Origin of the sequence: Pseudomonas sp. KU26590, assembly GCF_026153515.1 — a bacterium.
Classification (GTDB): domain Bacteria; phylum Pseudomonadota; class Gammaproteobacteria; order Pseudomonadales; family Pseudomonadaceae; genus Aquipseudomonas.
In genome coordinates, this window is the sequence record NZ_CP110644.1 from 515,142 (window position 1) to 530,000 (window position 14,859).

The 14,859-nt window shown below is 59.0% G+C and carries 15 protein-coding genes (1 of these 15 cut by a window edge); 3 read left to right on the forward strand and 12 right to left on the reverse strand.

What is annotated here, in order from left to right; genetic code table 11:
• Positions 1-75 precede the first annotated feature (75 nt).
• The gene (locus tag OKW98_RS02375; RefSeq protein WP_265387822.1) at positions 76-843 is read right to left on the reverse strand and encodes a TerC family protein; all 768 of its coding nucleotides are present in this window, start codon (positions 841-843) and stop codon (positions 76-78) included.
• Between the two features lie 66 nt (positions 844-909).
• Positions 910-2,217, reverse strand: a complete 1,308-nt coding sequence (locus OKW98_RS02380) for a CitMHS family transporter (RefSeq protein ID WP_265387823.1) — start codon at positions 2,215-2,217, stop codon at positions 910-912.
• Between the two features lie 323 nt (positions 2,218-2,540).
• On the opposite strand from OKW98_RS02380, the gene OKW98_RS02385 reads away from it, so the two are divergent.
• Positions 2,541-2,942, forward strand: a complete 402-nt coding sequence (locus tag OKW98_RS02385) for a GFA family protein (RefSeq protein WP_265387824.1) — start codon at positions 2,541-2,543, stop codon at positions 2,940-2,942.
• A 30-nt stretch (positions 2,943-2,972) separates the two neighbouring features.
• Here the strand turns inward: OKW98_RS02385 and OKW98_RS02390 are convergent, their stop codons facing one another.
• From OKW98_RS02390 to OKW98_RS02435, 10 genes are all read right to left on the reverse strand, one after another.
• Complete coding sequence (locus OKW98_RS02390) at positions 2,973-4,934, reverse strand: DUF4105 domain-containing protein (protein ID WP_265387825.1); 1,962 nt, start codon at positions 4,932-4,934, stop codon at positions 2,973-2,975.
• Positions 4,931-5,251 carry a DUF2388 domain-containing protein gene (locus tag OKW98_RS02395; RefSeq protein WP_265387826.1) on the reverse strand — a complete coding sequence of 107 codons (321 nt, stop codon included), beginning with the start codon at positions 5,249-5,251 and terminating at the stop codon, positions 4,931-4,933. The genes OKW98_RS02390 and OKW98_RS02395 overlap by 4 nt, the downstream gene beginning before the upstream one ends.
• Positions 5,252-5,288: 37 nt before the next feature.
• Complete coding sequence (locus OKW98_RS02400; RefSeq protein ID WP_265387827.1) at positions 5,289-5,594, reverse strand: DUF2388 domain-containing protein; 306 nt, start codon at positions 5,592-5,594, stop codon at positions 5,289-5,291.
• Between the two features lie 116 nt (positions 5,595-5,710).
• Entirely contained in the window at positions 5,711-6,028 is a 318-nt protein-coding gene (locus OKW98_RS02405; protein WP_265387828.1) for a DUF2388 domain-containing protein, read from the reverse strand.
• Between the two features lie 361 nt (positions 6,029-6,389).
• Positions 6,390-6,605, reverse strand: a complete 216-nt coding sequence (locus OKW98_RS02410; protein ID WP_093466716.1) for a DUF1127 domain-containing protein — start codon at positions 6,603-6,605, stop codon at positions 6,390-6,392.
• Positions 6,606-6,924: 319 nt separating this feature from the next.
• The gene (locus OKW98_RS02415; protein WP_265387829.1) at positions 6,925-8,418 is read right to left on the reverse strand and encodes an acetyl-CoA hydrolase/transferase family protein; all 1,494 of its coding nucleotides are present in this window, start codon (positions 8,416-8,418) and stop codon (positions 6,925-6,927) included.
• 186 nt (positions 8,419-8,604) lie between these two features.
• Positions 8,605-10,050, reverse strand: coding sequence for an NAD(P)(+) transhydrogenase (Re/Si-specific) subunit beta (locus OKW98_RS02420; protein WP_265387830.1), 1,446 nt, complete (start codon positions 10,048-10,050; stop codon positions 8,605-8,607).
• Positions 10,050-10,370 carry an NAD(P) transhydrogenase subunit alpha gene (locus tag OKW98_RS02425; protein WP_065987890.1) on the reverse strand — a complete coding sequence of 107 codons (321 nt, stop codon included), beginning with the start codon at positions 10,368-10,370 and terminating at the stop codon, positions 10,050-10,052. The genes OKW98_RS02420 and OKW98_RS02425 overlap by 1 nt, the downstream gene beginning before the upstream one ends.
• Before the next feature lie 11 nt (positions 10,371-10,381).
• On the reverse strand, positions 10,382-11,503 hold the full coding sequence (locus OKW98_RS02430) for a Re/Si-specific NAD(P)(+) transhydrogenase subunit alpha (protein ID WP_265387831.1): 1,122 nt from the start codon (positions 11,501-11,503) through the stop codon (positions 10,382-10,384).
• A gap of 426 nt (positions 11,504-11,929) precedes the next feature.
• On the reverse strand, positions 11,930-12,826 hold the full coding sequence (locus OKW98_RS02435) for a LysR family transcriptional regulator (RefSeq protein ID WP_265387832.1): 897 nt from the start codon (positions 12,824-12,826) through the stop codon (positions 11,930-11,932).
• Positions 12,827-12,998: 172 nt separating this feature from the next.
• Here OKW98_RS02435 and OKW98_RS02440 point away from each other — a divergent pair, with 172 nt between their 5' ends.
• Positions 12,999-14,180: an acyl-CoA dehydrogenase gene (locus tag OKW98_RS02440; protein ID WP_122534346.1), complete on the forward strand. Its 1,182-nt coding sequence runs from the start codon at positions 12,999-13,001 to the stop codon at positions 14,178-14,180.
• Between the two features lie 10 nt (positions 14,181-14,190).
• Positions 14,191-14,859: the 5' portion of a CaiB/BaiF CoA transferase family protein gene (locus OKW98_RS02445; protein WP_265387833.1), read on the forward strand. It continues 552 nt past the right edge of the window; only the first 669 of its 1,221 coding nucleotides appear in the window; its start codon is at positions 14,191-14,193; the stop codon falls past the right edge of the window.

Here is a 14,859-nt window from a genome sequence, read left to right on the forward strand (position 1 = left end):
GCCACCCCTTTGCGCCCTGCCAATAAAAAACGGGGCATTCACAGCCCCGTTGTTTTGACGTCTGTGCGGCGGACGTTATTGACCCGGTACGTCCTTGTGAAGTTTCACCGGGTCCTGCATCTTGCGCTTCTTCGCCATCGACGTGCGCATCTTGATGTTGATCGCCTCAACCGCCAGCGAGAACGCCATGGCGAAGTAAACGTAGCCCTTGGGCACATGCACATCGAACGACTCGGCAATCAGCACGGTACCGACGACGATCAGGAACGACAGCGCCAGCATCTTCAACGAGGGGTGCTTCTCGATGAAGTCGCTGATAACGCCCGCGCACAGCATCATGATCAGCACTGCGACGATGATCGCCGCAACCATCACCGGTACGTAAGAAACCATGCCGACTGCGGTGATGACCGAGTCCAGCGAGAATACGATGTCGATGATTGCAATCTGAAGGATGGTGTACAGGAACATGCCGCCCTTGCCTTTCGGCTCGTCAAGCGTCTCTTCCTCGCCTTCCATGCCGTGGTAAATCTCTTGCGAGCTCTTCCACAACAGAAACAGACCACCAAAGAACAGAATCAGGTCGCGTCCGGAAATGCCTTGGCCGAGGACCACGAACAGGTCTTCGGTGAGGCGCATGACCCAGGTGATCGACAGCAGCAGCAGAATCCGCGTCACCATTGCCAGCGCCAGGCCGAAGATACGGGTCCGCGGCTGCATCGCCTTGGGCATGCGGCTGACCAGGATCGAGATCATGATGATGTTGTCGATGCCCAGTACGATTTCCAGGGCAGTCAGCGTGAAGAAAGCAACCCAGATCTCAGGGTTGGTCAGCCATTCCATTACGTATTCCTTTGAGCGTTCGTTTTCCCTCTGGCGCGGCTGCACCAGAGGGAGCGTTGAGTTGCGTTACAAACTGCTGAAGAACGGGAAGATCCCCATCAGTAGCGCGGCGATCAGGATGCACATGCACACCAGCACGGCCCATTTGAGGGTGAAGCGCTGGTGATCACCAAACTCGATGCCCGCCAGTGCCACTAGCAGATACGTCGACGGCACCAACGGACTCAACAGGTGGACGGGCTGGCCGACGATCGAGGCACGTGCCATTTCCACCGGGCTGATGCCGTAATGCGCAGCGGCCTCGGCCAGTACCGGCAGCACGCCGTAGTAGAACGCATCGTTGGACATGAAGAAGGTGAACGGCATGCTGACCACCGCAGTGATCACGGCCAGATAAGGGCCCATCGCGTCAGGGATTACGGCCAGCAGGCTCTTCGACATCGCGTCGACCATTCCGGTGCCGGACAGGATACCGGTAAAGATCCCCGCAGCAAAAATCAGTCCGACCACTGCCAGCACGCTGCCGGCGTGGGCAGCGACGCGGTCTTTCTGCGCTTGCAGGCACGGGTAGTTGACGATCATGGCGATACTGAACGCAATCATGAACAGCACTGGCAGCGGCAACAGGCCCATGATCAACGCGACCATCAGCGCCAGTGTCAGAGCACCGTTGAACCAGATCAGCTTGGGACGACGGGCGTCGGGAAACTGCGAAACGCTGATGTCACTGTTATCGACTTCGTCACCGGGCAGGTGCAGCTCACCCAGGCGGGCGCGTTCACGTTTGCCGTAGAAGTAGGCGATCACCAGAATCGCCACGACGCCTGCCAGCATTGCCGGAATCATGGGCACGAAGATGTCGGATGGATCGACATGCAGGGCGCTTGCGGCACGCGCGGTCGGGCCGCCCCATGGGGTCATGTTCATCACGCCGCCGGCCAGGATGATCAAGCCGGCCATGATGCGCGGGCTCATGCCCAGGCGGCTGTACAGCGGCAGCATGGCGGCTACGCAGATCATGTATGTCGTGGCGCCGTCACCGTCCAGCGAGACAACCAGCGCCAGCACCGCTGTGCCGACCGACACTTTGACCGGGTCGCCTTTCACCAGCTTGAGGATCTTGCGCACGGCCGGGTCGAACAGCCCGGAGTCGATCATCAGTGCGAAATAAAGGATGGCAAACATCAGCATCACGCCTGTTGGCGCAAGCTTGGTGATGCCCGCAAGCATCATCGGGCCTATCTCGGAGGCGAAGCCACCGAACAAGGCAAACACGATAGGAACGATGATCAAGGCAATCAGCGCTGACAGGCGCTTGCTCATGATCAGGTACATGAAGGCGACGACCATGGCGAAGCCGAGGAAGGTCAACATAGCAATACTCCAGCGTTACGCGGCGTGGGAACGGACGAGACGAATCGATCAGCTCAAAACGAGCGGCGCGTGGAGTCGGGGATTACGGAGGGGGTACTGCAGGGCACATGCAAGCATCGGGAATCACCTAATTGTTGTTGTAGATGGGCCGGAGAACGTCAAGCGCGTTCGTCCTGGCCGACCGGTCTTTCGCCGGCGGTGAGGTGATGCTAAACGGGGAAGCTTTCAGCCAGCTTTCGTTGCACTTCTTAACTTGACGAGCGGGAGTTTGAGTTATCGACCCCGTGATGCGGTCAGACCCCTACATAACCGGGAGAATGCTCATGAGTGAATTGCATACGGGCGGATGCCATTGCGGCAATCTGCGTTACCAGCTCGACGGGCTCGTGGATGACGTTGCCCACTGCCACTGTTCGATTTGTCGGCGCACGTCAGGCGGCATCGTGGTGACGTGGACCAGCGTCCCTGTCGATGCGTTCAAATGGCTGGCGGGAAGCCCGACCGCCTATGATTCAGGGCCGACGTGCGTACGGTATTTCTGCAATAACTGCGGGGCGCAGGTCGCGCTGTTCAGCCGCAACACCCCTGAGACGATGGACGTGACCATCGCCACCCTTGATCACCCGGAGCTGACGCCTGCCGATCGACACATCTGGACCGACAGCCGCCTGCCTTGGCTGCACCTCGACGAGCATCTGCCGGGTGAGCCCGGGGAAACTGCCTGAATCATTGCGGGCCGTGTAGCTGCGCGACGATCAAGGCAGCTCCAGACCGCCGGCTGCTTTGTGCAGCGCACGCAGGTGTTCGCCGACCTGCTTGAGATTGTCTTCGGTCGAGGCGATTTCGGCGGCGCGGTCGGGATCGAGCAGCGCCCTCACCTCTTTATCCAGATCGCCGCTGAGCCGCTGCAGCTGTTTCTGCCGCTGACTGCTCTCGTTTTCCAGCCGCTGCCACTCGCCTTCCTGCGGCAGACCGTACCCGCCGCTGCCCAGCAATTCTGCCGGGCGACTCAGGAATCCGCTGTTAGCCAGAATGTCCTGCAGCGTGCCGGTCGCTCTGGAGACGCCGTTATCCTTCTGCTCCACGGCGCTGAGGTAGCGCTGCTTGACCTCATCCTGCGCCAGCAATAACTGACGACGCAGCCCGGCCTGTTCCAGCAGCAGCATTGCCGCGCTGGTGCGTAGATCGGCCTGAGCGAAATACGGGCGCCGCTCCTGCGGGGTCAATGCCAGCCAGTCTTCCACCGTGGTTTGCTTGACGCTGGTGGTCTTGCGCAGCACATCGAACATCGCCTGATAACGGTCGCGGTACGAGTCGAAGCGGTAGCCCATGCGCAGCGCTTTCTTCGGATCGTCCAGCACGCTGGTGTCCGCCAGCCCCCTACCCTTCAGGACTTCCAGCAGCCCGTTGGGCATGATGCTGTCCAGCCCGACAAGCCGTGGATCGTTAGTGCCACTGCGCAGCAGCTTCAGGTTTTCCACCGCGCAGTTATTGGACAGGAACCAGTAATCCCCGTCGTATGCCCAGTGCATCTCGGCAGAGTGCTGAACCAGACCGTTGATCTCCTCACGGGACAGTTTCAGCGGGACCGAGGCCAGGCCGCGCAATTCGGTCTTGGTGTACTCATCGATCACCTGACCCAGCGGCAGGACAAACAGGCGCGACGGATACTTGCCGGTCAAGCCGCTCCAACTGGACAGCTGCAGGTCGTTGACGAAGGCGCGATAGGACAGCACCAGGTGCTGATCCAGGTCCAGCCGGCAGTCGGGGCCACGTGGGCGACCGGGCTTGCAGATGACCAGACGCAGCATGCTGTGACCCCAACGGCTCGCCAGATTCTGGTTAGCCTCGGCCAGCAGGTAATCGACTTCGTACACGCGTTCGGGGTCGAGCTTGCCCAGCGGCTCTCGGGCAAAGTCGTTACCGGCGTTGAGATAAGGATAGGACGTCGGGCACTGATCCTTCGTCGCGGGCGCCCAGTCGAACCGAGCCTTGTAATAGTCGTACAGCGCCGGACGGCGGCAGGCGTAGGCCGGGTCGAGGAGAAAGTACTCCATGTTCACCGCAACGAATTCCAGCGGGCTGCTGATTTCGTAGATGTCCGGACTGCGCGCGACCTGGCCGTTGCGCTCTTCCCTGTCACCGCGGCGGCCGACGTATTGCGGCCAGCCGGCGAGATCCAGGAGGCGCGGATCATCACTCAGGGTAAAGCGTCGGTCGGTCTGCCCCCGGCAGCTGTCACGCAGGCCAACCTTGCCCACGCTTTTGCCCTGCCGGGCACATGCAACGATCAGCTTGCGGTCTTCAGGGGACCAGAGCTGCGCGTGATCATAAATGTGGGTCAGTTCATGCAGAACCGTGGCGAGCATTTCCTCGCGTACGGTGCCGTGAGGACGGTTGGTTCGGGTCGTTGCGGCGGTGCCGTCGGTCAGGCCCGCGAGCAGGTGCTGATTCAGGTCCAGCCGGTAAGGACCGTCTGCACGACCGTAGGCATTGGACGGCATGTCGTCAGTCCAATGCACTTCAATCTGGCGATCAAGCTTGCTGACGAACAATGGCGGCAGGTGCGCCATGGCTTCGTCGAGCAATGTCTGGCTGGCCTTTTGTTGCGCAGGACTGAGCCCGTCGGTATGCAGCGACAGGCTGAGGTCGGCGAAGGCGCTCGTGCAAATCAGCGAGAGCGCCGATGTCAGCAGCCAGACAGCGAGGCGTTTCACAGTGCGAGGATGGCCTCGGCGAGGTCCTGATCACTGGCGTTACGCGCTTCAGGCAGGCGATCGCGCAGTGTGATGAAGGCTGCGTCGAGCAGTGCGCCGTGGATATCGCCGTTGGTGGCGACATAGCTGGCGGCATCGTCGCGCGCTTCGAGCACCAGTTTCCAGTTGCGCACGGATGAGGTGGTGTCGGAGGTGAAATCGATGCTGCGGCCGAGGGCGCGAACGACGATGTTACTGGTGGCCTTCAGGGTTTGTGCCTGTGCCATGTCAGTCAGCAAGAGCAGGCCGAGGGCGGCAGCGATCAACGGGGTACGCATGGAACGTCTCCAAAATACGGAAGTTACAAAAAAGTGACTATTGGACGAGGATTGCCTGCGCCAGTTCAAGGTCGCTTGCATGAAGTTTTGGACGGGTTTGACGAAGGTATGCCAGCGCCGATTCCAGCCGTGCTCCTCGCAGTTGGCCGTCACTGGCAACAAACACTGCAGCGTCATCCTGGGCGGCAATTATCAACTTGCTATCGAAAGGACCGGTCGTCACCTGACTGGTGGCGTATCCGGTTTTGACCAGGCTTTGTGTGGTCACGTCGAACGCCATAACCTGAGTGGAAATACTCAAGGTGGCGGTGACGGCAAGCACGAGGCGAGACAACGACTGCATGGCTATTCAGGGCTGTTCAGGTTCTGCGATACGAGTCGCAAGGCTAGCGCAACACCCGGGCCAGAGCTAGTGAAAAGGCCCGGGCCTGCGCCGGAAAAACCTGTCGCGATACTGAATCAGATGGCAAGAATCGCTTGCGCGAGTTGCGCGTCCGACGCTTGCAGGCCCGGTGCGACTTCGCGGATGTGTTGCAAGGCGCCCTGGAGCTTCACGCCACGGATCTCGCCTTCGCTGGCAACGAAGCTTGCTGCGTCATCGCGGGCGGCCAGGACGATCTTGTCGTCATGGAAGGAGGAGGAGATTTTCGACGTGGCATTGGACGAAGCATCCAGCGCACGGACGATGGTGTCAGTTGTAACAACGAAGCTAGAAGCCTGGGCCCCGGTGGCAGCAACGATCAGGAAAGCGGCACTCAACAGGCGAACGCGAGGCATACAGGCACTCCAAAATAACGGGATTCGAAAACCACAGACGCATAAATCGGAAAGCTCAGCGCTAGCTGTCTCGCGAGTGCATGGTCAAGGTGGCGAAAGATTAGCCTATAAGGTGTCGCGTGAACCATCCCGGCATCACGCCAGTCCTGCACCGGCAATCCAATACCCGATGCGGGTGCCCGAATTCGTTGGGCTGTATTGTTAAAAAAAGATAAATCTAAAACTGTACCGGTTTAGCTTTTTCGGACTTTCATTCGCTGGAAACGACAAAACCCGTCAGCAGTAAACTGCTGACGGGTTTTGTTTGAACAATTCGGGTTGCTGGTGAGAGGCACGTGGCCTGGGACCAGCAGACGCTACATTAGCGCCAGAACGGCTTGCTCAGCTCTTCGTAACGCTGGGATTCGCTGATACCGGCGTCAGCCAGCAAACGTGCATCCAGACGAGCCAGTTGATGGCGGCTGGACAGACGACGCTGCCAGAGCATCAGGTTGGCGAACATGCGCAGCGGCAACGAGGCTTGTGCGGTTTTAGCGGTGTCTTCGTAGAACAGTTCGGAACTGACGGTGCGTTCCATGATGCTTCTTCCTTCCGCTTGTGGCGGGATTAGAGAGTGACTTGATTGGTGACAATATTCCTCTCATTGCCCGTCTCTCTCTAGACACAGTTCATTTGTATTGTGCTGCTCCAGTTAACTGTTAAACACCACTGTTTTGTTCGGAAGTGGAGCAACTGTACGGGTCTGCACCAGAAGTGTGCTTTTTGGATGGTTGGCAGCGTAATTTAGGGTTTTACCTAAGCCAAATCACCAGTACAGAAGTACAGTTTTTGCAGAATTTACGTTCAGCCTGTGAACTGTGACGACGAAAGGTCGCCGCCACGCACAAACTGTATTTTCAGATCGCCAACATGCGGCCCGTTTCTTCCAGGTTAAGGTGCCAACTGAGTGCATCTCGCAGAACATGTGGGGTGTGACCGCCGATTGCGCAGGCGCGGCGGAAGTAGTCATTCAGCGCCTCGCGATAGGCCGGGTGCACGCAGTTGTCGATGATGACCCGGGCGCGTTCGCGGGGCGCCAGGCCTCGCAGGTCTGCCAGTCCGATCTCTGTCACCAGGATGTCCACGTCGTGTTCGGTGTGGTCCACATGGCTGACCATCGGCACCACACTTGAAATGGCCCCGGCTTTGGCAATGGACTTGGTCACGAAAATGGCGAGGTGGGCATTCCGAGCGAAGTCTCCCGACCCGCCTATCCCGTTCATCATCCGCGTACCTCCCACGTGAGTGGAATTGACGTTTCCGTACAGGTCGAACTCCAGGGCGGTGTTGATACCAATGATGCCCAGGCGGCGAACGACCTCCGGATGGTTCGAGATTTCCTGAGGGCGCAATAACAGTCTTGATCTGTACTGCTCGAGGTTGTCATAGACTGCGGCGTGCTTGCGCTCTGACAGCGTCATGGAGCAGCCCGACGCGAAATCCAGCTTGCCCGCCTCGAACAGATCGAACGTCGAATCCTGCAGCACTTCCGAATACATCGTCATGCCGTGAAAGGGTGAATCGATCAGCCCTGTCATGACGGCATTGGCAATTGTGCCCACTCCTGCCTGCAGCGGCATCAGTTGATTGGTCAGGCGGTTCAGCCGCACTTCGTTCTTGAAGAACTCGACCAGGTGGCCCGCGATGGCCTGAGTGTCGGTGTCTGCAGGCAATACCGTCGATGGCGAGTCAGGTTGATTGCTGATCACGATGCCGACGATCTTGGCCGGATCGATCTTTACGGCCTGGCTGCCGATTCGGGTATCCGTCTTGAGCACCGGGATCGGCAGGCGCGTCGGCCGGTAGGTCGGTATATAGATGTCGTGCAGCCCTTCCAGCTCCAGGGGCTGGGCGAGGTTGATCTCGATGATCACGTGTTCAGCAAGAATGGCGAAGCTCGCCGAGTTGCCAACGGACGTGCTGAGCACCAGATGCCCTTCTTCGGTGATCGCCACGCATTCAATCACGGCGATATCCACGGCCTTGATCTGGCGATTGCGCAGCTGCTCGACGGTGTCCGACAGATGCTGATCTATGAACATCACGGTGCCGTCGTTGATGGCCTTGCGCAGGGTGCTGTCGACCTGAAACGGCATGCGCCGGGAGAGCACGCCCGCTTCGGTCAGTTGCTTGTCCAGATCGTTGCCCAGGCTGGCGCCCGTCATCAGGCTGATCTTCAGCGGAACTGTCTTGGCACGTTCAGCCAGCGCCTGGGGCACGGCCTTGGCTTCGCCGGCGCGGGTGAAGCCGCTCATGCCGACGGTCATGCCGTCCTTGATCAAGGAAGCAGCGTCGGCCGCGCTCATTATCTTGTTCATCAGCGAGGGCAGACGGATTCGTTCACGGTGCATGTTGTTTAATCTCATGACAAAGGTGCGTGAGCGAAGTCTAGAGATTTGAAGTTTGTTCGTCCCGCTACCAAGGTCGCAATAAAGGCTCTAATTAGCGCCTCTACGCGAGAAACACTTTTACCCAGGCTGTAAAAAACCCTCGGCCATGACCTGCGCCGAGGGTTGTTTTGTCGCGAGTTGCAGCCGCTATTCGATCGCTTTGACCATGTCCTCGATGACCTTTTTGGCGTCACCAAAGACCATCATGGTTTTGTCCAGATAGAACAGCTCGTTATCCAGGCCCGCATAGCCGCTGGCCATGGAGCGCTTGTTAACGATGATGGTCTTGGCCTTGTACGCCTCGAGGATCGGCATGCCGGCAATCGGCGACTTTGGATCGTTCTTGGCCGCCGGATTGACCACATCATTGGCGCCAAGCACAAGAACGACGTCCGCCTGACCGAACTCGGAGTTGATGTCCTCCATCTCGAACACTTGGTCGTAAGGCACTTCGGCCTCCGCCAGCAGTACGTTCATGTGCCCGGGCATCCGGCCAGCCACCGGGTGGATCGCGTACTTCACCGTGACGCCTGCGTGGGTCAGCTTTTCGGTCAGCTCTTTAAGCGCGTGCTGTGCTCGAGCGACCGCCAAGCCATAGCCCGGCACGATGATCACGGTGTCGGCGTTGGTCAGCAGAAAGGTCGCGTCGTCAGCCGATCCCGATTTGACCGGCCGGGCTTCCTTGGTGCCGCTCGCAGCACCGGCATCCACTGCACCACCGAAGCCGCCACCGATCACGTTGAAGAACGAGCGGTTCATCGCCTTGCACATGATGTACGACAGAATCGCGCCGGAAGAGCCGACCAGGGAGCCGGCGATGATCAGCATCGAGTTGTTCAGCGAGAAGCCAATACCCGCCGCTGCCCAGCCTGAGTAACTGTTAAGCATCGACACGACGACAGGCATGTCTGCGCCACCAATCGGGATAATCAGCAGCACGCCAATCACGAACGCCAGGATCAGCATGAGGCTGAACGCGAACAGGCTACCCGTCAGCATGAACGTGATGCCGAACAGTAGCGTCGCCAGACCCAGAATCAGATTGAGTTTGTGCTGACCGGCAAACTGCACCGGTGCGCCCTGGAACAAGCGGAACTTGTACTTGCCAGACAACTTGCCGAAGGCGATGACCGAACCGGAGAACGTGATCGCCCCGATCGCCGCGCCAAGGAACAACTCCAGCCGGTTGCCCGCAGGAATTGGATCGCCCAAGTGGTGAACAATGCCCAGCGACTGTGGCTCGACCACTGCAGCGATGGCGATGAACACGGCTGCCAGGCCAATCATGCTGTGCATGAAGGCGACCAGCTCCGGCATCTTGGTCATTTCGACGCGCTTGGCCATGATCGAGCCGGCAGTGCCGCCGACGAGCAAACCGATGAGGATATAGCCAATGCCTGCGGTGGCACCGTCCGTGGACAACGCAGCCAGTTTGAACACCAGGCCGATTGTGGTCAGAACCGCCAGGCCCATGCCGAGCATGCCGAACAGGTTGCCTCGACGCGATGTGGTCGGGTGAGACAAGCCCTTCAGCGCCTGGATGAAGCAGATCGCCGAGACGAGGTACAGCAAGGTGACGAGGTTCATGCTCATTACTTGGCTACCTCGTCTTTTGCCTTGGGCGCTTTCTTCTTAAACATCTCAAGCATGCGCCGGGTGACCAGAAATCCGCCGAAGACGTTAACGGCCGCCAGCGCGACGGCGAGGGTGCCCATGGTTTTGCCCAGTGGCGTCACTGTCAGCGCGGCGGCAAGCATGGCGCCGACGATGACGATGGCCGAGATGGCATTCGTGACTGCCATCAGAGGCGTGTGCAGCGCAGGCGTCACGTTCCAGACCACGTGGTAGCCGACGTAAATGGCCAGCACGAAAATGATCAGGTTGTAGATACCGGGCGAGATGAACTCTTCCATTATTTTTATCCTCAGCCGTTCTTGCGGATAACTTGGCCATCGCGGCACATAAGGCACGCGGCAACGATGTCGTCTTCGAGGTTGATCTGGAACTGTCCTTCCTGGTTGAAGAGCAGCTTCATGAAGTCCAGCAGGTTGCGGGCATAAAGAGCAGACGCATCGGCCGCCACCATGGCGGGCAGGTTCGTGTGGCCGACGATGGTCACGCCATGCTCGATCACCACCTGGTCTGCGACGGTCAAAGGACAGTTACCGCCTTGCGCAGCGGCCAGATCGATCACTACCGAACCGGGCTTCATCTGCGCGACTGTTTCAGCGCTCAACAGCACCGGCGCTTTGCGGCCGGGGATCAGCGCCGTGGTAATCACGATGTCCGCCTGGCTGGCGCGCTCATGAACGGCCACCGCCTGACGCTGCATCCAACTGGCTGGCATCGGGCGGGCGTAACCGCCGACGCCCACAGCGGCCTCGCGCTCCTCGTCAGTCTCGTACGGCACGTCAACGAACTTGGCCCCTAGCGACTCGATCTGTTCCTTGACGGCCGGACGTACGTCCGAAGCCTCGATGACCGCACCCAGACGTTTGGCAGTGGCGATGGCCTGCAGCCCCGCAACGCCCGCTCCGAGAATCAGCACGCGCGCTGCTTTCACCGTACCGGCCGCGGTCATCAGCATGGGCATGAAGCGCGGGTAGTGATGCGCCGCCAACAGCACAGCCTTATAGCCGGCGATGTTGGCCTGGGAAGACAGCACGTCGAGGCTTTGCGCCCGAGAGGTACGTGGTGCCGCTTCGAGGGCAAAGGCGGTGATCCCGCGCTCAGCCAGCTTGGTGATCGTGTCGTTATTGAAAGGGTTGAGCATCCCGACAACCACTGCACCGTTTTTGACCAGCAGGAGCTCAGCGTCGTTGGGGGCAGAAACCTTGAGGATGAGCTCGGCGCCAAATACATCGACGGCGCTCCCGATCAATGCGCCTGCGGTTTCATAAGCACTGTCGGTCACACTCGCCGCAATGCCCGCGCCTTTTTGCACCGTCACGGTGTGGCCTTGGGCGATGAGCTTTTTGATGGTTTCGGGAGTGGCGGCGACCCGGGTTTCACCAAGCTGGGTTTCGAGGGGGACTCCAATGTGCACGTCAAATCTCCTGCGTGATCTTATTGTCTTTAATTAGGCCAGCGCGCTACGGCCCGAGGGCTGGGATTGAGATCACTACGCCCGTTAAAACAGCCGGGCGCGGCATTTTGCAGGGGATGCCAGAGGCCTTCAAGGGTTTCTGTAACTGAACGAAAAATGTACTACAAGTCACCCTGTGACCGATTGACGCACCAAATCGGTTATGACATTGATCTATATGAGATTATCTCGATATTCAGTGCTTGAAGACGCTCTGACGATCAGGATTGAAAATAACCTCGAATCAGGCTGGAGAGCGCTATTTGTATGACTATTGGGATGTATTGGTCACTAAAGAAGGGTGTGTCCTAAATGCGACAAATGAAGATATATGTAGGTTTCTTGAGAGCGGCACTACATGAGACTCTTCGCGCTGCGGGTGGGAGTTCAGGGCAGCGAGTAGGTCCCGGCTTCGTGAATCAGCCAGTCGCGAAACGCTTTAAGTGACGCTGATTCCGTTTTGCGCTCCGGAATCATCAGGTAATACGCCTTTGTGCTTGAGAGCTGGTGAGGGTTGGCAATCACCAGGCGCTTTTCGGCCAGTTCATGCTGAATAAGAAATGGCGGGATCAGCGCCACACCCATGTCGTGCATGGCTGCCTGCGCGAGCATGGAGAATAGCTCGTAACGCGGACCTGTCATGTCACGGGCCACGGACATGTCCAGCGAATTGAACCACTGCCGCCATGCGTAGGGCCGAGTGGTCTGTTGGAGCAGCGGCATCTCGGCCAGGTCTTGAGCGCTGATGCTGTGCCGTGCTCCAAGCAGCGCAGGACTGCAGACTGGCATCGGGTTTTCGCCCATCAGTCTGTGGGATTCGGTACCGGACCAATCGGCATCGCCAAAGTAGATCGCTGCGTCGAATTCGGTATCTGCGAACAAAAAGGGCCGCGTGCGGTTGGTCAGGTTGATGGTGACGTCAGGGTGTTTTTTCTGAAAATCCTTCAGGCGCGGCAGTAGCCATTGCGTGCCGAATGTAGGCACCACCGCCAGTTCAATCACATTGACGCCCTGATGACCCATCACTAACAGCGTGTCGCGTTCAACGGCGTCAAGTTGCGTTGCAATGCGCCGGCTGTAGGAAAGGCCCGCCTCTGTCAGCTTCACACCCCGTCGTGAACGTCGGAAAAGGCCGACATTCAAGAACTCTTCCAGGCTCGCGATCTGTCGGCAGATGGCGCTTTGGGTCAGTGAAAGCTCCTCGGCCGCCTTGGTGAAGCTCTCGTGCCGCGCGGCCGCCTCGAAGCTCACCAGCGCAGCGGTGCTTGGGATTTTACGACGCATGTACCTTTGCCTCACTTTAAAGGGTGGGCCGACTGCTCCCTTGCGTGTTTCGGAGTGAGAAATTAGCACAAGATGATGCGAAATCGTCGTTTGCTCCGGTGAGGGTTCAGGCCTAGGCTCGTTTCATTACTTTTCCGGCAGGTCCGGAAGCGCATTCGGTGAGGAGAGAATCATGAGCGGCAAGGCAAGTTTCAGTTGGATCGACCCCCTATTGCTGGATCAGCAGCTCACCGAAGAAGAGCGCATGGTCCGCGACAGCGCCGAGCAGTTCGCCAGGGACAAGCTGGCGCCGCGGGTGCTTGAAGCCTTCCGCCATGAAAAGACGGATCCGGCCATCTTCCGCGAGATGGGTGAGATAGGTCTCCTCGGCGCCACGATCCCGGAGCAGTACGGTGGCAGTGGCCTTAACTATGTGTGTTACGGCTTGATCGCTCGCGAAGTCGAGCGCGTGGATTCCGGTTACCGCTCGATGATGAGCGTGCAATCTTCCCTGGTTATGGTGCCTATCAACGAATTTGGCACTGAAGCGCAAAAACAGAAGTACCTGCCAAAACTCGCGTCCGGTGAATGGATTGGTTGCTTCGGCCTTACCGAACCCAATCATGGCTCGGATCCGGGCGCGATGATCACCCGTGCGCGGAGCGTCGAAGGCGGCTACCGCTTGACCGGCAGCAAAATGTGGATCACCAACAGCCCGATCGCCGACGTCTTCGTCGTCTGGGGCAAAGACGACGCAGGCGATATCCGCGGCTTCGTGTTGGAGAAGGGCTGGCAGGGCCTCACTGCTCCAGCGATTCACGGCAAGGTCGGCCTTCGCGCTTCAATCACCGGCGAGATCGTGATGGACAACGTGTTTGTGCCGGAAGAGAACATCTTCCCGGACGTCCGTGGCCTCAAAGGGCCTTTCACGTGCCTGAACTCCGCCCGCTACGGAATCTCGTGGGGCGCCTTGGGGGCTGCCGAGTTTTGCTGGCACACCGCCCGTCAATACACGCTGGACCGCCAACAGTTCGGCCGTCCCCTCGCTGCCAATCAACTGATCCAGAAAAAGCTCGCCGACATGCAGACCGAGATCACCCTGGCGCTCCAAGGCTGCCTGCGTCTTGGCCGCATGAAAGACGAGGGCACCGCAGCGGTCGAAATCACCTCCATCATGAAGCGCAACTCCTGCGGCAAGTCGCTGGACATCGCGCGTATGGCGCGTGACATGCTGGGTGGTAACGGCATTTCTGATGAGTTCGGTATCGCCAGGCATCTGGTCAACCTCGAAGTGGTCAATACCTACGAAGGTACGCACGACGTTCATGCGCTCATCCTGGGGCGCGCGCAGACCGGCATCCAGGCCTTCTATTAAGGAGCCTGCAATGGGCGCGTTATCGCATTTGCGTGTGCTGGACTTGTCTAGGGTGCTTGCCGGCCCGTGGGCAGGTCAGATCCTGGCCGACCTGGGTGCGGAGGTGATCAAGATCGAGCGCCCGGGCAATGGCGACGACACGCGCGCATGGGGCCCGCCTTTTCTGAAGGATCCGCGCGGAGAAAGCACGTCTGAAGCTGCGTACTACCTCTCCGCCAACCGTAACAAACAGTCCGTCACCATAGACTTCACTCGGCCTGAAGGTCAGAAGCTGGTTCGGGAGCTGGCGGCGAAGTCCGATATCGTTATCGAGAACTTCAAGGTTGGCGGGTTAAAGGCCTACGGTCTGGATTACGAATCACTGCAGGTGGAAAACCCCAGGCTCATCTATTGCTCTATTACCGGGTTCGGTCAGACGGGGCCCTACGCCAAGCGCGCAGGTTACGACTTCATGATCCAGGGGCTTGGTGGGCTAATGAGCCTTACAGGCCGTCCCGAAGGGGAAGATGGCGCGGGACCGGTTAAGGTCGGCGTAGCGCTGACGGATATTCTGACCGGGCTGTATTCGACTTCTGCGATTCTCGCTGCCCTGGCGCATCGTGATCAGGGAGGGGCTGGTCAGCACATCGATATGGCGTTGCTGGATGTGCAGGTAGCGTGCCTGGCGAATCAGGCGATG